General features: G+C 64.7%; 8 protein-coding genes. 4 read left to right on the top strand and 4 right to left on the bottom strand.

Annotated elements, in window-relative coordinates:
• Positions 1 to 2: 2 nt before the first annotated feature.
• Together AC0L3J_RS21265 and AC0L3J_RS21260 are read right to left on the bottom strand one after the other, a co-directional pair.
• The gene (locus AC0L3J_RS21265; RefSeq protein WP_456765044.1) at positions 3 to 16325 is read right to left on the bottom strand and encodes a leukotoxin LktA family filamentous adhesin; all 16323 of its coding nucleotides are present in this window, start codon (positions 16323 to 16325) and stop codon (positions 3 to 5) included.
• Between the two features lie 69 nt (positions 16326 to 16394).
• Complete coding sequence (locus tag AC0L3J_RS21260; protein ID WP_456765045.1) at positions 16395 to 17162, bottom strand: hypothetical protein; 768 nt, start codon at positions 17160 to 17162, stop codon at positions 16395 to 16397.
• A 294-nt stretch (positions 17163 to 17456) separates the two neighbouring features.
• Here AC0L3J_RS21260 and AC0L3J_RS21255 point away from each other — a divergent pair, with 294 nt between their 5' ends.
• Positions 17457 to 18488, top strand: coding sequence for an ABC transporter substrate-binding protein (locus AC0L3J_RS21255; protein WP_456765046.1), 1032 nt, complete (start codon positions 17457 to 17459; stop codon positions 18486 to 18488).
• Entirely contained in the window at positions 18485 to 21178 is a 2694-nt protein-coding gene (locus AC0L3J_RS21250; RefSeq protein ID WP_456765047.1) for a hybrid sensor histidine kinase/response regulator, read from the top strand. The genes AC0L3J_RS21255 and AC0L3J_RS21250 overlap by 4 nt, the downstream gene beginning before the upstream one ends.
• An 81-nt stretch (positions 21179 to 21259) precedes the next feature.
• Here the strand turns inward: AC0L3J_RS21250 and AC0L3J_RS21245 are convergent, their stop codons facing one another.
• Positions 21260 to 22828 (bottom strand): hypothetical protein, encoded by a 1569-nt coding sequence (locus AC0L3J_RS21245; RefSeq protein ID WP_456765048.1) that lies wholly within the window; start codon positions 22826 to 22828, stop codon positions 21260 to 21262.
• A gap of 174 nt (positions 22829 to 23002) precedes the next feature.
• The gene (locus AC0L3J_RS21240; RefSeq protein WP_456765049.1) at positions 23003 to 23932 is read right to left on the bottom strand and encodes a LysR family transcriptional regulator; all 930 of its coding nucleotides are present in this window, start codon (positions 23930 to 23932) and stop codon (positions 23003 to 23005) included.
• Between the two features lie 129 nt (positions 23933 to 24061).
• Here AC0L3J_RS21240 and AC0L3J_RS21235 point away from each other — a divergent pair, with 129 nt between their 5' ends.
• Positions 24062 to 25000 (top strand): ring-cleaving dioxygenase, encoded by a 939-nt coding sequence (locus AC0L3J_RS21235; protein ID WP_456765050.1) that lies wholly within the window; start codon positions 24062 to 24064, stop codon positions 24998 to 25000.
• Positions 24997 to 25623 (top strand): alpha/beta hydrolase, encoded by a 627-nt coding sequence (locus tag AC0L3J_RS21230; RefSeq protein WP_456765051.1) that lies wholly within the window; start codon positions 24997 to 24999, stop codon positions 25621 to 25623. The genes AC0L3J_RS21235 and AC0L3J_RS21230 overlap by 4 nt, the downstream gene beginning before the upstream one ends.
• The last annotated feature ends 17 nt before the right edge of the window (positions 25624 to 25640 follow it).

Raw genomic sequence — 25640 nt, 5'->3', positions numbered from 1 at the left:
CGTTACCATGCCTGTGCGAGACGGCCGATGGCCGGCTTCGCCGCCTCGATCGCCGCGTCCTTCCAGCCGACGCGTCCCACGCGCTGGCCCTGCCGGCGCAGCTTGCGCATGTCGCTCAGCCCCTCGATGTTGACGGCGGGACCGGCGCCGATGGTTTCGACCGGCAGCGGCGTCAGCAGGGCATCGAGCCGCGCCTTGCCGGAGAGACCGAGCAGGTAGAACGTCCCCCCGTCCTTCTTCGCGAGCCAGGTCTCGATGCTCTCGGTGCCCTCGCCGTCGACGGAGATGTTGCGGACCATGCTGGCGCCGGTGAAGTCGTTGCAGCAGGTGTGGGTCGGCCCGTAATTGGTGACGGTCGCGGAGACGTCGCCGGTGTAGAACACCACATACGCGTTGCTGACATTGGCATTCCCGACCTGGCTCATCGTGAACACGCCACCCGGCTGGTAGAGTTGGAGCGACGGCCAGTTGGACGGCGCCGGCGTACGGTTGTTGAGCAGCACCTGCTGGGTTGCCGTGGTCAGCATCAGCTGACCCGGCACATAGCCGTTCAGGATCGCGACCGCGTGGGCGTCGGTCCAGAAGTTCGCATCCACCACCCTGAACTGGTTGATGATGATGCTGTCCGGATCGATCGAGATATTGGCCGAGGTCGCGGTGCCGCCGTTATGGCCGGTGATGTTCATGATCAGCGGAACCGACGGGTTCGAGCGGACCTGCTCGCCCTTGACGTTGATGGTATCGGCGGCGAGATCGAGTTCCCTGACCACGCTGACCCAATCGATGGTCAGGTCGCCCGACGAAGTCAGCTTGATCACATTACCGCTGACCCGGTCGAGCGAGACCGATCCGGCCACATCGAAATGCGTATCTCCGCTGGCCGAGATCGATCCGCCACGGAGCGAGCCGGTGTCGGACTTGACGTTGAGGTCGCCGGCGTCGCCCGGGATGCCTGTCGTGGTGAGTTGGCTGAAGACGATGTCGTTGACGGCGTGCAAGGTCTGTGTGCCGCCGCTGATGGCGGTGCCAACGGTAATCCCCCCGGCGGTCGCAGTGACGTCGAGTGTGCCGCCAGCCGTGAGATTATCCCAATGGACCACGGTGCCGCTCAGGACCGCGGTGCCGGTCGTCGCCGTGAGGTTATGACCGGTGTTGCTGCCCGCCGCGATCAGCCTTGCGGATCCGTGGGCGGAGACCGAGCCGAGCGTGGTCACGCCGCCCGACATCACCGTCTGCGCCAGGATGAAGCCGTTGTCCGCATTGACGTTGATGCTGCCGGCATCGCCGGTGTAGCCGGTGGACGTGAGCGACTTGAACGTCACGTTCTGGGTGGCATGGACCGTCTGCGAGCCGCTGCTGTCGGCGGTGCCGATGACGATGCTGCCATTGCTCGCGACGGCGCTGAAGGAGCCGCTTGCGCCTGCATCCGTACCTGCCAGCACCTGGTCGAACGTCAGGCCGCCGGTGCCGAGGATGTCCACGCTGCCCTTGACCGCCGAGAGCAGGCTCGCCTCGGTGTCGGTCAGAGACTTCAGATAGATGTCGCCGGCACTCGTGCTTGCCGACAACCGCGCGGCGCTGAGGATGAACCGGCTCGTCGCGTTGCCGATGCCGTTGGATGCGCCCAGCGAAACTTCGGCCCCGGAGCCGGACGCGACGAATTTGGTCTGGCCGTCGCCATTGTCGATGATGGCTCCGAGCGAGGCGACACCGCCGGCGGTGACGATGATCGAAGCTGCATTCGAGGCCGCCGCATAGGACAGCGATGAATTCAGCTGGCCGATGCTCGCGTCGCCGGTGGTGGTCACGGAGATCACGCCGGCCGCGTTGATGGCGGAGTAAGCTCCCATCGACAGTGTCGCGGCTACCAGCGTCACCCCGCCGGCGCTGCTGGTCGCCGTCACGGGGGCCGTGCCGGTGCCGGCCGCGAAGGTCATGCCACGGTTGGCGAGGAGCTGCATCAAGCCGCCGCTGGCGAGGTCAGCATTGATGGTGAGCGCGCCGCGCGCAACGTTCAGCGTCAGTGCGCCGCCGGATGTCAGCGTCCCATAGGCGCCGCTGGTGCCGACCACGAGATCGCCGGTGACCGCGAGGATGCTGAAATCGCCGACCGCCGAGCCGATCACGGCGCCGGAGATATTCACCTGCACCGGCTGGAAGGTCGAGCCGTTGAAGCCGATGCTGCCGCCGGCGCGCAGATCGAGGTCGGTGCCGAGAATATGGATCGCGCTACGATCCGTGAAGTTGGACTCGGCGTAGATGCTGCCGGTCGCCGCGAGCTGGATTGCATTGCCGGCGGCGATGTTGCCGAGAATGAGATCGCCGGTGGTCTGCTTCACATAAATGCCCTGCGCCGACGAGACTTGGTCGAGCTGGTCGTTGCTCGGATCGGCGAACGCGATCTGGATCGCGTTTGCGTTGGTCGCGGGATTGCTTCCGGCAGCGCCGGGGGCACCGACATTGCCGTGCTCGGCGATCAGAGTCAGATTGCCGATATCGCCGGAGATCACGGGCGTACCGGTCACGCCGGCGGCGGCAGTGATGCTGGTCACGGCGTCGAGCTTGACGTCGCCGCGGCCGGTCACCTCGATGCCGTTGGCCTGCGCGGCCGCGATCGGGCCGTAGTTCGCGGTGATGCCGCCGAGCGTGAGGCTGTTCTTGCTGCCGAGGTAGACGTTGGTCAGCGCCTTGGCCGAGATCGCGATCGGGTTGTCGACAACGACGAGGTTCTGCTGCGACAGGGCGACCGTATAGGTCACGATGTGGGTGGTCGGATCCGTGACCGCGCCGACGGTGAGCTGACCCGGACCGGCCGTCGCGAGCAATCCCCTCTGCGCCGGCGTCAGCGACGAGGAATCGACGCTGGTGAAGGTGAACGTCTGAGGCGCTGCCGAATTGCCGACCGAGCCGTGCGGCGCGTAGAGCATGATCTGGTTGGCGCTGACATTGGCCACGACGTTCTCGTCGATCGGCGGCGGTGCCGCGCCGACGGCCGACGACGAGACGGTGTAGGCAAGCTGGCTCTGGGTCCACTGCGCGCCCGCGGTGATGATGCCGTAGACCCGCTCGGTCGATGCGAGCGTATAGGCGTAGTTCGCATTGTAAGTGTTCAGCGCCATTTGCAGCGCCGTATTGCTCGGCAGGCGCTGATTGGCTGTCGTTACGCCGTCGAACAGCTTCGTGAACAGCGTCGACGACAACGAGCTGCCGAACACGGTCCCCAGCGGATCTGCCGGTGCCGTGCCGAGCAATGTCGTCAGTGAAGTCTTGAGCTCGTCGGTCGTGATCTTGCCGAGCAGGAACTGGTCCCTCAGGAACCGCGTCGTGGCCTCGACCTTCATGTCCGTCGTCGAGACGTTCGCGGGATCGATGCCGAGCTTGGCCGCCACCTGCGCCCGTAGCACCGTCAATCCCACCGAAGTCGGGTTGTAGGTGCTGCCGTTCGCGAAGGCGATGTTCTTGAGCTGGAAGTAGTCGTTATAGGCCGACGTCACCATCGACTGGTAGCTGTTGACGGCGTTGGTCGCGGCGTTGCCGCTGAGCAGGTCGAGGCTGGTCCAGACGTCCTGGAGATGCTGGCTCTGCGCCTGGGTGAGACCAACCGCCGCCCTTCCGTTCAGGATACTGGCCTGGTTGCCGTCCGAGCCGGCCGCCTCGAGGAACACCGGGCCGCCGCTCGACTGGACCGTGCCGAGACGCAGATCGCCCTTGGACTGCACGATGTAGGTGCCGGTCGCCGATGCGCTGTCGAGAACCCCGCCGTCGACGGTGCCGCCGGCCTGAATCGTGCCCGTCGCCTGGATCACCAGCGGATTGATATTGGTCAGGGTGCTCGCGCCGTTGATGACGGCGCTCGTCGCGCCGATCGCGCCGGCGGTGGAGTTGATCTCGACGTTCTTGCCGATCACGACGGGGTTGGTGACGTCGTAGGGCGAGGCCGAGTTGATGTCGCCGGTCGCCGAGATAAAGACGCTGCCCTGCGGCGTGCTGCCTGCCGAGTTCACCTTCACCTGGTTGATCGAAAGCGAGCCGACGGCCGCGATCGCGATGTCGTGGTCGATCGAACTGGCCGTCAGGCTGCCGCCATAGACCTGCACCTGGACGGGAACACCGTTCGCACCGATCGTGCCGATGCCGCCATCCGCCGACAGAATGACGCTCCGGCCCGATATCATCGGGTTGTTCGCGTTCGTGCCGCTGGTGATGGCCGAATTTGCCCCGGTGGCGCTGACCGTGGTCGTGCCCGAGAGGTTGTTGATCGGACCGTTGACGACGATGCCGGAGTTGGAAGTGACCAGAACCGTGCTGTTGCCGCCGCCGCTGAACGAGATGTTGATTGGGTTCGACGCCTTGACCGTATTGGTCAGCGTCAGGGTCAGGTGATCATAGATATTCTGGTACCAGTTGTATTGGTTGTCCGTGCCGCAGCACTTCTCGGGATGGGTGTTGCCGCCACCGGTGTGATAGGAACCGGTCGCGGTGACGACTTCCTGGAAGTTCGATGTCTGTGGGCCAGTGCTGCCGCCGCCGCCCTGGGCCTGCTGCACGTCCGAAACCAGGCTGATGGTGCGGGTCCAGTTCTGCCCGGTGGCCGAGTTGGGCGTATAGTGCCATCCGTAGTCGAACTGCGTCGAGCTCGTCGGACGATCCAGCGTAGCCGTATCGACCCACTGGTAGAACATGTTTGCCTTGGTCGCGTACTGGATGCCTGCCGTGCCGCTGAGGCTGGTCAGCATCGTATCTGTGTACTGGCTCGCATTGACGCCGCTCGTTTGATACGTCGACACCTGCTGGCCGCCCGCGGCGGAAGGATTGTAGACGTACCACGTCGTCTGCTGCTTGAGCTGATCGACGATCTCGATCACGCTCGGCGCGCTGACGCCGGTATTGATGGTGTTGGTGACGAGCTGCAGGCCGGTTGTGTTGTTGACCGTGATCGAGCCGGCGCCACCTTTGACCGCGATCGTGCCTTGGGAGACACCATCTTGAGTTGAGGTCGAGATGATCCTGCCGTTCAGATAGACGTAGCCGCCCGAGCCCTGCACCACGCCGTTTACGAGGATCTGGTCGGTGAGAGCGTTGTACTTCACCCCGATCTTGATGTCGCCGGCGGCCTCCGTCGTCGCAGACGCCGTGATGTCGTAATAGCTGCCGTTCCGGGCGTTGACCTGGGCCTGGGCAAAGTCCGCGCCCGCATTGCGGCTCTTGAGGTCGTTGATGGCGGTCAACGTGGAGCCGCCGATGTCGACCGAGTAATCGCTGCTCGTGCCGCTCTGGATGGTGCCGTTGATGTTGATGACCCCCGCCGAGATGATGATCGCCTTGCCGAAGATGAAGGGCGCGTTAGCCGGCGGGTTGGTCCCCGTGCTCGAGTTCGCGGCTGAGTTCGAAGACGCAGTCTTCGGCGTGATCACGTCGGGCTGGATATTGACGACCTGGAAGTAGGCAGAGCACCCCGCGCAATTGAATGGCGAGTAATACGTGGCCGTGTGGTTGGTGGTCGTGGTGTTGCCCTGCGCATCTGTCGAGGTCGTGGTGTAGTCGTAGGTCGAGTTGCTGTAGACGCCTTGGCCAGTATAGGTATTCCGCTCCCACGGCGCGGTGGAGATGGTCTGAACCGTCGGCCCCTCCATGATTGCGAGCGTAGCAGCGTTCGGCACGCCGCCGGCGTTCGGGTTACCACTGCCGGGCGCGCCCTGGCCCATCGGCAGGAAAATCGCCGAATAGAGCGACAGGCCGTCGTAATACAAATCCAGCATGCGCGCGGTGAAGATGGTGCTGTTGCTCGCCGTTTGCTGAACGCCGTTATTGCCGTCGACGCAGCAATAGTAGGAATACGGGTGACCGCCGCCCGCGCCGATGTGCGGGCTGTTCGCGTAGTCGCCATAGGCGCCGAGATAGGTCGCCGCCGCCATCACCGCCGTCAGCGTGTCGTCGTCACCCGGCTTGAACTCGACACCCGACCATTGCGAGAGAACATCGTGGTTGGAGGTGTAGAAGCTGCCGATGCCGCCGAGGAAGACGAACGAGCCGTTGGGCGCCACCATCTGGACGGTCGCGGCGTTGAGCGACTGCGAGGCGACGATGCTGCCGAGATTGTTGGTGATCTTGAGCAGGCCGTTCTCGTTGTTGACGACGCCGTCGAAATAGATGTCGGGCGTGCGGGTCAGCTGGTTGCCGTTCTGGTCGACGCCGAGCCCGCTGGAGGGATCCAGGCGGTTGTAGGTGGCCGAGATGTCGATGATCGGCGTCGCGCTCGGCGTGGCGGTGAAGGTCACATTGGAGTGCGAATCCGGGTCGACATGGTCGATCTGGCGGTAGGTGATGTTTCCTCCGGTGATATTGGTGACCGTGAGGTTGGCCAGGTCCATGAAGTCGAGACCCCTGTTCTCGATCTTGATCATCGGCGAACTGCGCGCGATGACCGCCGGCGCAATCGGATTCGTGCCGCTGTTTCCGGTCAGCTTCTGCGCCAGGATCGAGACGTTGCCGGCGGACACCAGCATATCGCCGAACGCGAAGGCGTTGCCGGCGGCGTCGGAGGTATACGGCGCCTGCTGGATCAGCGCGTTGATCTGGCGCTGGAAGTCGCCGGTCGGATCGGTGCCGGACGGCGACATCGTGGCGGGGGCCGCGGGCGTCGCCGCCGCGAGCTGTGTGCGGATCTGCGTCGCGGTCAGGCCGGTCAGCGCGGCGAGCTGGTTGACGACGCTCTGATAGGGATTGAAGCCGCCGACGATGGTGTACTGGACCACCTGGTGGTTCCAGCTCATCATCGGGTTGAAGTGATCGACGTCGGCGACATATTCGAGGGTGGGCGTCGACGAACCGCCGGACAGCAGTGACGAGTAGGGACTCGTCGTGCTCGCAGTCGGTGTGCCTCCACCAACGTCGATCGTAATGGTGATATCGTTGTTGATGCCCGCGACCACCAGGCCATTGAGCGCGACATCGCCGGTTCCGCTGGTGTGGCTATGGTTGTCGCTGTTCTTGGCGCTGAAGATGTCCAGATACGGATTGTAGTTGCTGCCATTGCCGGAGGCCGTAACCTGACCCTGGGTCGCTCCCAGGGAAATGTTCTGGACGCCGAGCACGCTCGAGGTGTTGGCGAGCGTCAGGCTCGTGGTGTCATCGGCATTGGCCGTGCCGCGGTAGAGCGTCGAGATCGGAATGGCGGTGTTGTTGTAGACGACCGTCGTCGCGGTAGCCTGAACGCTGCTGAAGATGATGGTGTCGCCCGACATGCCGGCATAGATGTTGATCTGGCCCCAGGCCTCGACCTTGGCATTGTTGCCGACGGTGACGGCCTGGTTGGCATGAACCCAGCTGTTGGTGCTGGCGCCGACGCCGGCGATCGCGCCGTAGAGACTGGCATTGGCGTTGTTGGCCGCCGCCATCTTGGCGGCCGTACCGATATAGATCTTGCCGGCGCTGAAGAGTTCGCGGGCATTGATGTTGACCGCAAGCGTGGCGTTCGCCGTCGTGTTGGATTCGGCTCCACCGCCGGCGAAGAAGGCGGCTGTGGCCAGGCTCGCCGTGTCGTTGGTATTCAGCGTGTTGTAGGCCTCGATGTTGATCACCGCCGCCGATGTCCGCGGATCGCCGTTGAGGCTCAGCACCGTCCCGGCGCCGATATCGGTGGTGACGGTCTGGGTGACATGCGTGCTGCTCAGTGCCGCAGCACCCGCGAACACGCCACCGGAGCCCGACCGCGCGCCGCCACCGGCCTGGTTGACGATGTCGTTGGCGATGACGACCATGTCGCCGCCGGCCGAGTTGATGATCAGATGAGGTCCAATGTCGACGGTCGTGATCGCGTTGACGTCGTTCTGCGTGCTGCCTCCGGAGACGCCGGCCGTAGACGCCTGGTACGCATCGCCGCTGGCGGCATAGTTGGTGGTGTGCTTGGCCTGGATGTTGAGGCCGCCGAAGAACAGCGTGTCATCCGTCGTGCCGCCGTCGAACCGCGCATTGGTCACCGCGGTCGAGCTGGTCGTTGCGACCGCGGCAGCGCCGGCATAAGTGCCACCCGCGCCGACCGTCGCGTTGGAGACGTTGATGTCCTTGCCGGTCGCCGTGATCTGGAGGATGCCGGTGTAGTCGGCGTGATTCAGATGGGTCTCGTCCATATCGTCGGGGGCGCCCAGATAAGCGTAAGTGTGCGCGCTCGACGACGTCTGGGCGACCGTCGCACCCACTGCCAGGAAGCCGGTCGAAAGGCCGGTCGCCTGGGCGTATTGGCTGCTGTCGTTCTGGGCCGTGATGACCACGTCGGCGTTGGGGAGCGTTATCCCGGTGCCGCCATACGCGCTCACCGTCGCGTTCTCGGACGCCCTGGCGTAGCTGCCCTGTGCGCCGATCAGCGAGCCACCGCCGCCCGCGAGCGACCAGGCGTAGGTCGTCGTGCCGCTCGTCGGAACCAGCGCCATCGCGGTCACGGCGAGCGCACCGCCCGAGAAGGTGGTGTTGTCGCCGACATCGGCCGTGACGGTGGCCGTCACCATCGATTCCGCGACCGACACGCCGATGGCGCCGCCGCCGACCGCGACGCCGATCGCTTCGCTCGAAAGATTGGGGGTGAGCGATGCCGACACCAGCGTGCCGACGCCGGCCGCGGAGGTGGTGATCGAGGCGCTGGAACCAATCTCGGCCAGAACAGTCGAATTTTCCTTTGCCGTCGCAACTGCGCCGTCGCCGGCGACGATACCGCCGGCAACCGCGGTCGCGGACGCCGACATTGCGCCGGCCTCGCCTGCGCCAACCGCAAGGGTCGAGCTGTTCACCGTCGCGTTCGAGAGCACCTTTGCCGCGACCGAACTGGATCGTCCCGTGGTGGCGATCGACACCCCGATGGCCGCAAGGCCGCCGGTGCCGCCGCCCGCGGTCACGCTCTGGGTCGAGCTGTCCATCGCCATGACGGCGACGCCGGTGCCGCCCGTGCCGGTGACGGAGCCGCCGAGCTGGGCTGTCACGGTGTTGGCGACGTTGCCGACCGCCACGGCAGCATCCGCGCCGAAGTAGAGCGCTGCACCGCCGGCAATCGCCTCGCTGTCGACGGTCTTGCCCGAATAAGGGCCGGTGTCGGCGTCCTTGACCCGGGCGGCGACCGTCACGGAAGGCGCCGCAACGATCGCGCTCAGATTGGCGAGCACGCTGCTGTTGACGCTGGTGTAGCCGATGCCGGCACCGATCCCGACATTCTTGGCAAAGCCGGCGCCGAGCAGGAACATCTTGGTCGCGTTGGCGCTGGTAGCAGCGACGTTGACCTGGGTGCCGGTGACGTTGCCGCCCGTGATCTGGGCGGTGACACCGTCATTACCGCCCGTCAGAACGGTGCTGACGTCGTAGGTCGAGGTTGCGTTGGCGTTGCCCGGATTGCCCGAGGTGCCGCTCGCGACCGCGTCGCTGCCGTGCGAGGAATTGGTGCCGGCGTTCACCGACGCGAGGGTGCCGTTGTTGCCCTGGTTGAGCTGGCCGGTCTGCTCGCCCTGCGTATCCGGATCAGCGGTGTTGGTGCCGACGATGATGACGCCGACGGTCGCACCGATGCCGACACTGCCGCCGATGCCGGCGGTGACCGCATAGGACAACACTTCCTTGGTGCTGAGCGCGCCGACATTGATTGCGCCGGACGAATTGAGGTTGCTGTTGCGGCTTTCCGCAATGGTCTGGCTCTTGAAGACGATGACGTTGGCCGCCGCGCCGACGCCGACGCCGGACCCGCTGGCGGCAATCGAAAGCGCGCCTGCGATCTCCTTGATCGCGACGTCTTCGGTGGCGTTGATCGTGACCGCGCCAGCCGCGCCGCCCGTGGGCGATTGCAGCGTGGTGTCGTAGACGCCCGCGATGGTGGTGTTGTTGGCGATCTCGATGTTGGCCATGCCGGCGATCGCCGCCGTGCCGGTCGAAAGCGCCCCGCCGATTGAATAGGCCTGGAAGCGGTTCTTCGTCGTTGCCTCGACGTCGAGCGCGCCGCTCAGATTGACCGCGGTCGTGTGCGCCGCGCCGTTGCCCTGGTAGTGGAACTCGTCGCCGACATAGGCCTCGGTCCGGTTCGCCGAGACCTGAACCAGGAACGCCGCGCCGATCGCGGCCTGGCTGCCATAGGCGCCCGAGCCGTTCGCCGACGCGATACCCGTGGCGTCGTAGGCATTGACCGTGAGCGAGGACGCCGTGAGGGAGCCGCCGTCGACATAGGCCTCGGTAGTCGCGACGAAGACGTTCAGCCCGACCGAGCCGGTGCCGAAACCGACCGCGATCGATGACGCGTCCTGCTCGGCATTGGCCTTCACGGTGACGGCGCCCACCGTTGCGCTCGCCGACTGCACGCCACCAACGGTCGCATTGGTGATGTACGCCTCGGTGTCACGCGACATCGTCGTGCTGAGAATGGTCGCACCGCCGCCCCCGCTCCCGGTTGGCGGCACCACGCCAGCGCCGAACGCGCCCGAATAGGAGAAGCTGCTGGCGGCCACGTCGATCTGCGGGTCCAGCGTCGAACTTGCGAGCCGCGTATCGATTGCCGCGCCATCGATATGGGCCTTGGTGGATCCGCTCATCACATTGGTGATCGGATTGATCATGATGGAGATGCCCGAGCCCGCAGACAGGGTGGCGACGTTGGTGACGACGGCCTGGTGCGAGCTGGCAACGACGGCGAGGCCGCGTACGCTCTCCTGGGTCTCGCTCAGATCGGGCGTGGTGTCAGTGGGCGCGCTGAAGCCGCCGAGATCGATCGCGTGCGCGAGCGTGCCGCTGTTGACCGAAAGCACGTCGCTCGTGCTGGTTCCGAGCGCATCCACTTTCGTCGTCGTCCCGCTGATATAGGCCGCGGTGGTGCCGGTGATCTTGTTCGTGACCATCGAGCCCGCGCCGCCGGCCGCGCCCTTGCTGATGGACACGGCGCCGGCAAAAACACCCGCTTTGTCATTATTGCCGGCAATCACGGCAACGTTGTCGTTCGCGGTGACGTCGGCCCCGCCGGCAATGCTGGCGGTGACGTTGGTTCCCATCAGATTGGTGGCGACCGAACCGGCAAGGCCGATCTGCGAGGAAATCGCAATACCGACGGCAACCGTCGAGATATCGGCATTCGAGTTCGCGTTGACGGCGACATTGCCGGAGGCGGTCAGCTTGGAGCCGGTGACGCCGGCACTGACATTGTTGGCGATGCTGCTGTAGACAAGGGCCAAGCCCGCTGCGCTGCCTTGCGTCGAGGCGCCAGCGACGGCGGCGGCTCCGGTGATGCTCGAATTGTCGGTCGCGGTGACGGAGATATTGGAGGCCGTCACGGTCGATTGTGTCGTGTCGGACTGGTTATTGCCGATTGCCGCCGAAACACTATTGGCGATCGAGCTGATCGTCATGCCGCCGACGCCGGCAAACTGGCCGGTCGCCAGGCCGAAGCCAATCGTGACCGACTGGATCTTCGTGGTGTCGACCGCATTCACACTGACGCTGCCGATCGTCGACATCCGCACGTTGGCGATATAGGCCGAATGCGTCGTCGCGATGGTATCGTACACCATCGAGGCGCCGACATTGTTCTTGCCGGCCTGGATAATGCCCGCAACGGAGATGATGCCGGCGCCCGGACCGTTGGCCGCGCCGCCGTTGAGCGCCGCCGCGCTAAAATCGATGCAGTTCTGCGTGCCACCGCCGGCGGCGGCCGTGCAGGTGTCCGATGCCAAATGATTGTTGTTCGACTTCTTGACGAGATTGCCGAGCGCCGTATCGAGGTCCGACACAGCGCCGCTGTCCGCCAGCACCGTCACACGGCCGACATTGATGTTCACCGTCGAGTTGCTGCTGATATAGGCCGTTGTCGTGGACGTGATTTCGTCGACGACGATCGAACCCGACAGGCCGTTCGACCCTGCCCCGGCCGACGCGGCACCGGCCGCGATGATGCTGGCATTGTCGGCGAGCACCAAAAGCGAGTCGTAATTGCTGATCGAGGTGGACTTGATGTGCGCGTCAGTCGCGTTGCCGCCGGAGGGATCGCCGATCGAAGCATACGTCATGGCGACGCCGAAGCCGCCCTGTCCGCCGGAAATATAGAGCGAACCGCCGCCGACCGCGATGTTGCTGGTCTGGTAAGCATCGACCTCGAGAGCCCGCAGGACGCCTGTGCTCCCGCCGGCGATCGTCGAATTTTCGATGTAGGCCTGCGCACTGTCGGTGATGATGCCGACGGACAGCGCGATCGAGGCGGCGTTGGACCGCGTTGACGCGGCCAGGCCGATCGCCACGACCGTTTCCGATCCGCCGTTCAAGGCCTGCACGGTCACGGACTGCTGGTTGTTGACCGTGGAGTTGGAGATGAAGGCTTTGGTCACATTGTTCGAGATCGCCGCGGCGATGGTGCCGTCGACGGCCACGCTCGTCGAGCCGGCGCTGCCTCCCAGATTGGCGGCGGCGCCGCCCGAGCCGTTGTTGAGGATGGTGTCGTTGAGCGCCTGGACCAACAAGGTGGCCGTTGGGCTCGGCGAGTAGCGGTTGATCGTGACGCCGGTGATCGAGGCGGTCGTGCCAAGGCTCACATCGCTGATGGAGGAGCTGCCGGCAAGATCAATCGTGAAGCCGCTGCTGGAGGCGCCTGACGACGACCCAACCTTGGCCAGCGCGGTTGAAATCCCGCCCGCTCCGCCGGTCGCGGCTGCGCCGACGGCACCGGCCTTGGTGCCGAAGTCCGAAACCGACGGTTCCGAGATCGCAGCCGCAATCGACGCTGCGGTGATCCGGCCCGCGGTCGTCGCGGAAATCGCCAGATGGTCGGCCGTGACCGACCCGTTACCGCTGCCAGTTCCCGAGAACGGATCGTCCGAACTGAACGGGCCCGGGCGGATGTCGCTGTGATTGTCACCGACATAGGCGGCGGTGTCGGTGGTCGCGCCGAGATAGGCGACGGCGAGGCCGACGGCAGAGTTACCGCCGGCGGACACCGCGCCGGCAACCGACAGCATCGACAGATCCTGCTGGGCGAGCACATTCACGGTCGGAGCCGACACCGTCGCGCCGATGCCTATCGAGGCATGGGTCGTGTTGTTCACGAGCGCAATCGACGTGATGCCGTTCAGCGCCAGGGCGCCGGCCGCCTTGCCGGACGTCGGCGCGACGCCAAAGAACTGGTCGGTCGTCGATGCAGTGACGGAGACGTTGTCGGTCGCGCCGAGCGAAGCGCCGGACGCCACGCCGGCGATCGTGTTGTTCCAGAACTGGACCAGATTGAGCGCGCCGCCCAGCGACGAGCCGCCCGAGGTGTTGCCGGGAAGGAAGCCGAGCGTGCCGACATTGCCGGCGGCGTCGATCGAGGCCGAATAGGCCGTCGCCGCGATGGCGAGCGTCGCGTCGAAGGCCTGCGTCGCCCCGCTGTCCAGCGCGGCCGTCCACGCGCCGCTGCCGCAACTCGCAACGGCGCAGGTCGACGTCAGGCTGGCGCCGGTCGCAACCCATGCCGTGGTGTTGTTGTGAACCATGAAATTGTTCAGCGACCCCGAGATGCCGACGGTGTCGCCTGCGTCAGCAGTCGCATTGGCGTAGCTGGTCAGGATGCTGCCGCCGACGCCGAGATTTCCGTTGAGATGCCTCAGCACGTCGGTCAGCGAGGCCCATTGCAACCAGGTGTTGGTAATCGGCATATAGGTGTTTGCCGAGACGCCGATCTCCGGCGCATTGATCAGGGTCCCGCCGCCGATATAGGCGTTCGAATTGTGCGTGAAATCGCCCCATGCGACCGCGGCGGCGACGGCCGTCGACTGACCATCGACCGGGCTCGAGCTGATCGCCGAGGCCGTCGCAATGCTGCGCACGCCCACGTCGATCACGTTGCTGATGACGGCGACGTTGCCCGACGTGTAGATCGACGGCGCGCCGCCGCTGGGGTTTTGCGCAATCGCCGCCGTCGCGCTCTCCGTGCTGCGCGCGATCGTCAAGGCCGCCGCCGCCTTCAGGTTCAGATCCGCGGTGAACAGCGTGCTGAACTGCTGCGAGAACAGGCCTGGATCCATCGTGCCCACGACCAATGCCCCTTGCAGACCGGCGATCAGCGCCGGCGTGCCGGTAATGGTCGAGGACATCGTCGAATTCGATGTGGTGTTCGAGGTCGCCTCGACCGTCACCGAGCCGGTCATCCGGTTCGAGGTGCTGGACCCCAGCGACGAGCCGAGGGTCGCGGTCGCCGCGGTGTTGACGTTGCTGATCGCGACGGCACCGCCGACGCCGCCGTTCAAGGCCGGATTATCCAGTCCCACGGAGGTCGCAGACGTCGAGAAGCTGTTGTTATTCAGCGCGCGCACCGCGAATCCACCGGTCGATCCGATCGCCGTGCCGACGCTCAGGTGGGCGCCGGTCGCGACGTTTGCCGTGGTCGTCACCGACGCCGTCGAATAGGCCACCGTCGCCACGAGAATCGCGCTCGAGGTCAGCGATACGGCAGTGACGTTCATCGTGGCATCGTTGGTGGCCTTGATGTCGAGGGTACCGCCCGCGCTGATCGTCGCGTTGCTTGCGACATTGGTGGTGACGTTGCCGGCGATGTTCCCGACCACGACCGCCGCGCCGACCGGCGATACGCCGAAGAGCGACGCGGCGATAACGGGATCCTCGGCCCTCTCCGACCCGTAAGCGCTGATCGAGACGTTGCCGCTGCCGGAAATATTGGCATGGCCGTTGATGTTCACGGCCGCGGTTGAGCTCGCCGCGACATAGCCTCCGTTGAGGCCCAGGATCATGCCGGGGACCGACTCGCCGATCAGCGCGAACGTCGAAGCGAGCGAACTCGTGAAGCTCGCGACCGCCGTGGAGCTCGCGCTGATCGAGATCGCGCCGCCGGTGATCGTGCCGTCAACGGTAATGCCCGTGGTCGCATGGGCGTGGCCGGACATCAGAATCTGGCTCGCCGTGGCTGCAAGCGTGACGCTACCGCTGCTGTAGGTCGTTCCACCAGTATTGATCGCCAGGGCGAGGATCTGTGCTCCGTTGACGATGCTGATGGTGGGCGCGTCGATCTCGACATTGATCGCGTTGCCGACGGAATGAGTCTTGGTGGCGTCGAGGTTGCGGGCATCGATCACCGCATGCGCGGCCAGCGTGACCGAATTGTCGGCCTGAACCAGATAGGTGCCACCAGCGCTGAGCGCCGCGATGGCGTTGGCGACGGACGTGTTGTTGAGGGTTACGCCGACGTCGCCCTGGCTGGCGTCGCCGATCACCACATCGGTCGGGTCGATCAGCAGCGTGCCGGCCCGGCCGCTCGGTGCGGCAAGGTTGATGGTAACGCCGCTGCCCACGTCGATGATGCCGTTTCCGCTCAGCTCGACCAGGCCCGCATTGCCGGTCTTCGAGCTGGCATTGATCTTCGCGCCGCTCCTCACGGTCACGTCGTTGCCGGCCTTGACGAGGACGCCGCCGGCATCCGCGGTTCTGCTCGCGGTGCTCAAGCGCGCATTCTTGCCGAGTTCGGCTTGGTTGCCGGCCACGACCGTGATGTTGCTCGGCGTCGTGGTCTTGCTGCGCGCGGTTAGCCGTCCGTTGACGCTTGCGTTGTTGACGGCGCCGATGTGGATCGAGCCGTTGCGCACGGAAATCGCGGCGGCGCTCCGCAGCCCTTTGGAATTGACCGAGGCCGCGAACTTCGCGGCATGATCGAGATTGGCAATGTCGCGCTGGCTGGCACCACCGACAAGGACGTTCTGCCCGGTCAGGCGCACGCCATCGATGGCATTGACCCGGCCGTAGATCCGGATGTTGCCGTCCGGCGAGACCGGGAACGAGCCCGCCATCAGATTGGCGACGGCCGAACCGTTGATCTGCCCCTGCGCGCCGATCAGGCTGTCGGTGAACTCGCGCGTCGGCGTCGAGACGTTGAGGCTGCCGACATTGACCGTGCCGCTGCGGCCGACCACGAAGCCCTTGGGGTCGGCGAAATAGACGTTACCGCCGATCGCGCCATTCATGTAGGAGTTCAGTGTGCCGTTGACGTAGACCGGTGCGTCGCGAACGATGTTGACGAGATTTTGCGTGCCGGTCGGCAGTTGCAAATTGACCGTGTTGCCCTGCCCGACGCTGAACTGCGAGAACGAGTTGAAGGCACTGGTGCCGGAGACGGTCGACGTCGTGACGTTGGTGACGCTGCCGGACGTCTGCAGGCTGGTTCCGGTGCGGCCGTCCGGCGTGATCACGTTCGCCGGCTGCGCCTGCAGGCGGACGCTGAACACCGGCAGGAAGACCATCTGCATCGCGCAGAGCAGTGACATCGAACGGAAACGCGCGAGCCCCCGCAGCGTCAGCTCGTCATTGTCTCGCCTTGCAGATGGTCGGCGCATTTCAGATCCTCTTCATCGGCACTGGGGCCGATCCACAACCGGGTGGGAGAATGTCGTGGCAGCGCGGCATCAGAACTGGCCGGGCGGCAGCTTGAAGATGTCCGGGCTCTTGGCGTCGGCGACGTAGAACAGCAGCAGGCTGGTCGGCGTCAGCACTCGCTGGTTGTTGTCCTTGTTCTCGAACGTGCCCTGGAGAAGCAGGATGACCGAGCGATCCTTGGCGTCGCTGCCGCGGAACATCACGATGCCGCCGTTGACGGGCATGTTGACCGCGATGGAATCGGGCTTGAAGCCCTCGCTGAGGAAATGGGCGCGCAGGATGTTGGCGTTGGAAAACAGCTTCTCCGGCGTGATCGTCGTGTCGGTGCCCTTCGACCAGACCGCCCCGATCTGGATCAGAGACTTCGACTTGTAGCCGAACACGTAGGAGAGCTCGGCGGTGCCGCCGTTCGGCAGCAGCTCGGGCGCCGAATAGAGCAGGCTGTGTGTCAGCTCGGATGCATTGTCCTGCGCCCTGACGGCGTCGGGCTTCGCGCTGAAATCCTTGGCTATCGCCGCGCGCACGTCGGCCTCGTTCATTCCGAACTTCGCGGAGCGGAAGCCGTCGATCGCCTTGGAGTCGATCGCCTTGGACCTGTCGTCCGCGGCCGCGGTCTCGGCCGCCGACGTCGCGCCGGCAGCGACCGGCGTCCCGGCTGCTGCGGGAGCTGCACCGGCGGCGGCTCTCGGTGCCGGCGCCGCTTTCTGCTTCGGCACGGCGCCCTGGGCCGCAAGGGGCCCCGCTGCAACGAAGGTGAGCAGGCCAACGAGGGCCGGAATGAGATAGATTTTGCGCATCGAAAACCTTCGAAAAAATTTGAAACAACGCTTCAAAAATCGGCAGCTACGAAATCGGGCTCCCCGAACCGTCATCAGGACCGAGACGGAAAATGTTGCAACGCTGCAGTGCGTTACAAGGTGTCACGGAGGAGACAAGGTTCGAAACAGCGACTCTTTGGCGGCGTAGGAATACGGTATCGGGCCGCCAAACGCTGCGAATGAGCAGTCACAAACGCATTTTTTCATCAATTGTGGATGCCGGCCGTTCGCGCTAAGCATCGGGTTGGGGCACACCATCATGCAAAGACATCCATGACCGAACGGCCTTCCGCTCTCGCGGTCGATCGCCGCGGGTTCATTCGCCTTGTGGGCACGACCGCCGCGGGCTGGCTGGCGCTCGGCGCGACATCTGATCGCATGCGCGTCGTCGCATCGCTGACGGCGTTGCCGCTCGACGACGAACTGACCAGAAGGAGCATGATCGACAGCCCGACCTCCCGCCTGGGCGGCCTCATCGTGGGCTTGAGGCAGCGAGGCTGGGTCGAAGGCGTCAATTTCCGCCTCGAACTCCGTTCGACCTTCGGCGCGCCGGACAGACTGAAAACCGCGGTCCAGGAATTGCTGGCGCTCAAGCCGGATGTGATCCTGACTGGCTCGACGGTCGAAACCGCAGCAGTCCTGGCGGCCACCAAAACCATCCCGATCGTGTTCGCGACCGCCAACGATCCCGTCGGCAACGGCTTCGTCGAAAGCCTCGCCCATCCCGGCGGCAACGTGACCGGCTTCACCAACAGCAGCGCCGAGATGGGCGGCAAATGGCTTCAGCTCATCCGGGAGGCGGTGCCGGATCTTGCGCGCGTCGGTATCCTGTACAATCCGGCGACCACGCCTCGCGGCGGCCGCTTCTTCCTCGATTCCATCGAGCAAGAGGCAGCACTGGGCGGCGTGTCCGTGGTCCCCGCCCCCGTCAGCGCGCCAACGGAGATCGACGAAGCCGTCAGGCCCTTCTCCGAACCGCCCAAGGCGGCGATGATTGCGCTGGTCGACAGCTTCCTGGTGGTCCACCGACAGGCTGCGGTGGCCGCGGCGGCCAAATATCGCGTGCCTACGATTTACCCGTTCTATTATTTCATGGATGCGGGCGGCCTGATGAGCTACGGGCCGACGCTCGAAGTGCGCTCGGCTGACTATGTCGATCTCATCCTGCGCGGCACCAAGGCCGGCGACCTGCCGGTGCAATCGCCGCGGAAGTACGAGCTCCTGATCAACCGCACGGTCGCCCGCACGCTGGATTTGACGATCCCATTCACGCTGCTCGCGCGCGCCGACGAGATCCGCGAGTGAACGAGACGATCGACCAGGGAGATTTGCGGCCACCTCCCGGCCGGCTGTTCCGCAAATACCTCTACTCGATCGTCGCGCTCGCTTTCGCCGCGCTCGCCATCAACACCGGCTTCGACGTCTGGTTCTCCTATCGCGAGCAAAAGCAGCTGCTGGCGGCGATCCAGCGCGAGCAGGCAGCAAGCGCCGCCATCCAGATCGGCCAGTTCATTGGCCAGATCGAAAACCAGATCAGATGGCTGTCGCGCCTGCCCCCGGAGCTGTCCACGAACGAGGACCAGCGTCTGAACGCCATCCGCCTCCTGCGCCTCTCGCCCGCGGTCGCGGAAATCGCCGAGCTCGACGCCCAAGGCCGCGAGCAGGTGCGCGTGTCGCGCCGTGTCGCGGACAGGATCGGCAGCAAGGCCGATCTCTCCGCTTCGCAGGCCTTCCGCGGCGCCAATGAAAGCCGCGCCTATTACGGACCGGTCTACTTCCTCGGCGACACCGAGCCGTTCATGACGCTCGCCACGCGCGGAACCGGCCTCACGCCCGATGTCATTGTCGCCGAGGTCAATCTTCGCTTCATCTGGGACCTCGTCGCCGGGATCAGGGTGGGCAACACCGGCAAGGCCTATGTGGTCGATCGGATGGGGTTGTTGATCGCGCATCCCGATTTGTGGCCGGCACTGCGTCGCAGCGATCTCTCCGGCCATGCCGACGTCCGCGCCGCGCTCGATGGCGTCGGGCCGCCCTCCGGCGGCCTGGTCAAGGAGGATCTGTCCGGTCAACGCGTGCTCTCGACCTATGCGACGGTCCCCTCGCTGGGCTGGCTGGTGTTCGTCGAGCTGCCGCTCACCGAGGCCTATGCGCCGATCTATGCGTCGATCGGACGCTCGACTTTTCTCCTGGTCATCCTGCTGGCATGTGCGGTGCTGGTCTCTCTCTTTCTGAGCCGGCGCATGACCGTGCCGATCCAGATCCTGACGCAGGGCGCGCGGCGGATCGGCAGCGGCGACCTCGGCCTGCGGCTCGCGATCAAGACCGGTGACGAGCTGGAGGCGCTCGGCGATCAGTTCAACCGGATGGCCGCTCACTTGCGCGAATCCTATGCGACCCTCGAGCGCAAAGTGATCGAGCGCACCTCCGAACTGGAAAAGACCCGCGACCAGGCCCTTGCCGAGCACGATGCCGCCGAGCGCGCGCGCAGCGCGGCGGTCGCGGCCAACGAGACCAAATCGCGCTTTCTCGCGGTCGTCAGCCACGAGCTGCGCACGCCGCTGAACGGCGTCATGGGGGTGCTGCAACTGCTCGACGACGGCAGCCTCGGCGAAGCGCAGCGGCGCCACCTCACGACCGCGGCCGCGTCGGGCGAAACGTTGATCGCGCTGGTCGACGGCATCCTCGAATATGCGCGCCTGGAGGCCAGCGCCGAGACTCTGGAGACCCGCGATTTCCGCCTCGACCAGCTCGTCGAAACGGCGGCCGATCTGATGCGTCCGCAGGCCTCTCACAAAGGTCTCTCCTTCGATCTGGCCTGCGCTGCGACGGTCAATACCTCCGTGCACGGCGACCCGGTGCGGCTCAATCGCATTCTGCTCAATCTGATCGGCAACGCGATCAAGTTCACCCCGCGCGGCGGCATCGGCTTGAGCGCGGCCGCCGAGGCACATGACGATCATGTCCTGCTGCGCATCACCGTTCGCGATACCGGCATCGGCATCGCGCCCGACATGCACGAGCGGATTTTCGAGGATTTCGTCCAGGCCGACGACAGCATCGCGCGACGGTTCGGCGGCACCGGCCTTGGACTGGCGATCGCGCGGCGCCTCACCCGCCTGATGCACGGCGAGTTGACGGTGGCGAGCACGCCGGGTACGGGCAGCTCGTTCATGCTTGAGGTCCCGCTTGGCCTCGCCGCGAACGGCATCGCGCAAGGCGCGGACCAGCCGCCATCGCGGCAGCTTCGCGTGCTGCTGGTCGACGACGACCCCGTCAATTGCGAGGTCGGCGAAGCGATGTTGAAGAGGCTCGGCCACCACGCCACCATCGCCACGAACGGCGCGGCCGCCGTTGCACTCGCTCGCGATCAAGCCTTCGACATCATTCTGATGGATCTGCATATGCCCGATATGGACGGCGTCGAGGCGGCATCGCGGATTCGAACGCTCGGTCTGCCGACCATGCCGCGTATCATCGCGGTAACCGCCGACATGTCGCGCCGCGCCCGCGAGCGGCTCGCGGGGGCAGGCATTGCCAGGATCGTCAGCAAGCCGATCCTGATCAATGCGCTGCGCGAGGCGATCGAGGACGATGCCCAGAACCAGCCAGCCCCGCCTCAACTCGTCGCAGGCGCATTGATCGACCGGCATTTCCTCGACGACCAGAAGGAGCTGCTGGGCGCGACGCAGATCGCAAAACTCCACGACCTGCTGGAAGAGACCAGCGAAAAACTGATCAAGGACATCGCCAAGGCAGCAGTGATTGGCGATCCCGCGCAGCTCGCGCGATCCGCACACCAACTCGGCAGCGGCGCGAGCGCGCTCGGCCTCGTCCGCCTGTTCGAGCGCAGCCGCGAGGTCGAGCTGGCAGCAGCCTCGATGTCCTCGCCCGAATCCCAGAGCGCCGCCCGCGAGCTCGCCGCGCTTCGAGAGGCCTCGATGAGCGCGCTGGACGATCTGCTCCGGCCGGCGGAGCAGCGTACGATCAGCTAGATGCGCTCGAGTTCTTCATTTTGGGCCCGAAGAAAAATCTGGCGGAGCCTTATCAGTCCAGATCAAGGCAGGCGCCTTCCATCAGACTGCCGGGGCGACCTTTTCCGCACTCGACTGCACCGGCTTTGTCGCCTCCAACTCTCCCCCCCTCATGGTTTTTCGATACCAGTACGGAATCGTGACGCCAAAGAGCGCACCGATTGAGGCGCTGAGCAGGCACGGTATCAACAGCAGGTGCTGTACTGTCGGCTGGTTCACGCTCAACCAGTGCATCACGAGAAAGCCCGAAAAGCCCATGAGTACAGCCAGCCCGGCGCTCTCCGCCCACCTGAGCCACCACGGTTCGTGATCCGCTTCGATTGTATCGTCACACGCAAAAGCCAATGCCATTGAAAGCACGGTGGGGAGCAGCAGCCATTTGGCTTGGGCCACGAACGGCAGGACCGGATGAACGGCATCGACTGGAAAATGCGCCCGGAGCAGATAGAAGCAAAACGAAATCGGCAGCGTTATCGTGAGGGTGCATGCGCCGGAGATCAGATAAGACAGAGTAGGCCTTTCCCTGACGCAACGATAATCGGCAAAGTTCCACAACTGCTTCGGTGCGAGGGCACACACCGCCGCGATTGACTGATTGACCGCCACAAGCATCCCGATGCCTAATGCCCTGCCCAAATCGCCGCCGGCCAGGGAAATCGTCACTATGACGAACAGCGCGACGACCCCGGCGAAGTCCAAGCTCAGCAGATTTAACGGCAGGCGGATCAGAGACGGCCGTTGAATGGAAAAGCCAATCCTTGCAAACTGGTGAGCGACTTCGCTGTCGCTATTGCAACTGTAAAGGAGCACTCTGGCAAGCATCAACCGAATGTCCTCGTAGGCTTCGAGTGCGTAAGAACGAAATTGGTCAACCGGCTCCGCCGCTGGCTCAAGCTGACGCTGAGCGATCTGACTTGTGAGAGTGAAAAACGCCACGGACTGAGCGAAGAAGCTGCTCATCTTCTTCTCGAAAGTGGCTCGCTCTTCGGGAAAGTCGGCGGAATAAGCAGTCCAACCGGGCAGATTGCTCAAGGCAACGTAGAGCGCCAGACATCGCGTAAACCGAAAGCGCACGCTATCCAACGTGAAATCGGGCTGCAGCTGGGCGGCCAGAGAGTCAGGCAGAAGCGTGCTGTTGGCGATATAAAACTTGGTGTCTGCGACCAATCTTTCAGAAATCGTAAGCTGCGTCATGTTGATCCGCTGCGCCCAGCGAACAGCTCCAAGCGGGATCGCGCCCATACGGTGAAAAAAACGCAGCATGGCACCATCAATATCCCGCAGAACAGGAACCGATGGCAGCAACGTCGTTAGGATAAGCGCGGCCACAAGTGGTGCATCAAGGCTCTTCAATCCTTCAGGAATGGGACTTGGCGAGTACAGGAGACCAAGCAATTCCGGCTTGTGGGCAAGGGTCCAGCTCAAGAACATCAGAAGCCCGATGCACGAAATGACATACATCACGTAACTGCTGTAATATTGAAAGCGGGTTGTCTCTGACCTGAGCGTCCTAGGCGTGGCAAAACGATGTCCGGCGTAAAAGGCCGTCAACACTCCCGCCACAAGGTGCGCGGCGTCGAGGTGGATTGTTGTGAAAAATTGATCGATCATAGCGTGCCTCCAAAACAATAAGGCATCTGCAATCGGCTGAATCCATTCGCACAGCCGCACTACGCGTCACATTGCCAGAAACACTGACGAGCGGTTGTGAACCAGCTCACAATGCTCGCGACGTTTGGTCTCGGACGGACTCTCGCAAACCCTCCTGCCGGCAGATCCATGGATCTATAGCCTGGCCTCTGTATGTCTGCTCCCGCCGGCTTCGTCGCCCTCCCGGCCAAAACGCTCCACCAGGAAATCGATGAACAGCCGCACCTTCACCGACAGATGCCGGGTCGGCGGATAGACCGCATAGAGCGCCAGCGGCGGCGCGGAATAATCGTTCAGCACCGTTCGCAGTTCGCCTTTCCTCAAGGCGTCGGCGGCGATGAACTCCGGGAGCAGCGCGAGCCCCCTGCCCTTGATCGCGACATCGCGCAGCACTTCGGCATTGTTGACGCAGAGCGACCAGGCCGGCTGAATCCAGTGATCGCCGTCGGTGCCGGTGAGCTTCCACTGATTGCCCGTCAGCAGGAAGCCATATGTCAGCGAGGCGTGCCCGCGCAGATCCTGTGGATGTTTCGGTGTGCCGTGACGTGCGAGATAATCGGGTGAAGCGCAGATCATGCGCCCCACCGGCATGATTTTTCGCGCGATCAAACTCGACGATTCCAATTCCGCGATCCGCAAGGTCACGTCAAAACCGTCCTGGACGGGATCGAGCAGGTCGTCGCTGAGCACGAGCTGGAGCTGCAGCTCGGGATATCGCGCCATGAAATCGGCAAGCACCGGCCCGAGCCGCAGGGTGCCGAACGACATCGGCGCGTTGACGCGCAACAGGCCGCGCGGCGCCGATTGCGCTTGCGCCACGGCCTGGTCGGCCGCCTCGATCTCCGACAGGATCACGACCGCGCGCTCGAAATAGCGCTGGCCGTTCTCGGTCGGGCTCGCATGGCGCGTGGTCCGGTTCAGGAGCTGAACGCCGAGGCTTTCTTCGAGGTCGGCGATGTATTTGCTGATCGCCGAGCGTGACAGCCGCAACTGCCGGCCCGCCTCGGCAAAACTGCCGCTTTCGACCACCTTTACGAAGGCCCGGAGACTGGCGACCTTATCCATGGGCCGGCGCCGGCGATTGTTTCCAAATCGTAGACATAGACGTCATATTTGCATGGATTGTCTCCAATCCAAAGCGGAACGATATTTCCGGTCCGAGCAAGACCGCTCCCCGAGCTTTGGAGGACGACAATGTCTGGACTGCACCACGTGACCGCGATCGCCGGCGACCCGATCAGGAATTTCGGCTTCTACACCCGTGATCTCGGCCTGCGCTTCGTCAAGAAGACGGTCAATTTCGACGATCCCGGCACCTATCACTTCTACTATGGCGACGAGACCGGCCGCCCCGGCACCATCCTGACCTTCTTTCCCTGGGCCGGTGTGCCGGTCGGGCGGCGCGGCGTCGGCGAGACCCACCAGACCGCCTTCCGCGTGCCGCAACGCTCGCTCGGCTATTGGACGCAGCGCTTCGTCGAGAAGGGCATCGCCTACGAGGCGCTGGAGAAGCGCTTTGGCGAGTCCGTGCTGCCGTTCACAGACCCTGATGGCATGGCCCTCGCGCTGGTCGGCATTCCCGGTGCCGAGAGCGAGCCCGGCTGGAGCAATGGCGACGTGCCGGCCGAACATGCGATCCGCGGCTTCCACGGCGTGACCTTGCTGCTCGACAGCGCGGCAAAGACGGCTGCCGTCCTCACCGACGTGTTCGGGTTCGAGGAAACGGCGCGCGAAGGCTCCGTGATCCGCTTCAAGGCACCGGGCGATGTCGAAGGCAGCGTCGTCGACATCTACGAGGCCAAGGGCTTTTTGCGCGGGCACCAAGGTGGCGGCTCGGTGCATCACATCGCCTTCCGCGCAGCCGATGACGCCGAGCAGGGCAAGATGGCGCAAAGGCTCGTGAGCAATCACGGCCTGCATCCGACCGAGCAGAGGGACCGCAACTACTTCCGCTCGATCTACTTCCGCGAGCCTGGCGGCGTGCTGTTCGAGATCGCGACCGATATCCCCGGCTTCGCCGTCGACGAGCCCGTCGCGACGCTGGGACGCGACCTGAAGCTGCCGAGCTTCCTCGAAGCGCAGCGCAAGCAGATCGAGGGTGTTCTGCCGAATTTGGAAGAGAGGGTGTCGTGACCGAGAGTTCATTCGTCCATCGCTTCGAGCCCGCGACCGGCGCGGGCTCCCCTCCGCTCCTGCTGCTGCACGGCACCGGCGGCGACGAGAACGATCTGCTCGGGCTTGGCAAGATGGTCTCGCCCGGCTCGGCCCTGCTCTCGCCGCGCGGCCGCGTGCTCGAGCACGGCATGCCGCGTTTCTTCCGCCGCCTTGCCGAGGGCGTGTTCGACGAGGACGACGTGCGCCGCCGTGCGCACGAACTCGGCGGCTTCGTCGCGGAGGCACGGCAGCGCTACGGCATCGCCGCGCCGGTCGCGGTCGGCTTCTCCAACGGCGCCAACATCGCAGCCGCGCTGTTGCTGCTGGAGCCGAACGTGCTGGCGGGCGCGATCCTGCTCCGCGCCATGGTGCCGCTGTCGGATCCGCCGAAGGCTGAGCTCGGCGGCAAGCCCGTCATGCTTCTGTCAGGGCAGGCTGATCCGATCGTTGCGGCGAGCAATTCGGCGAAGCTTGCCTCGTTGTTGTCTGAAGCCGGAGCACGGGTCGAACACAAGGTTCTGCCGGCGGGCCATCAATTGTCGCAAGCGGATGTGACGCTCGCCCGCGACTGGATCGGCAAATTCGCCGCCGAAGTCGCCTGATCCGGAAAAAGCGGCGC

The organism is Bradyrhizobium sp. Kon37 (genome assembly GCF_055807535.1).
Note: the sequence above shows the minus strand (reverse complement) of the source record. Positions and strands in the feature narration are given on the sequence as shown.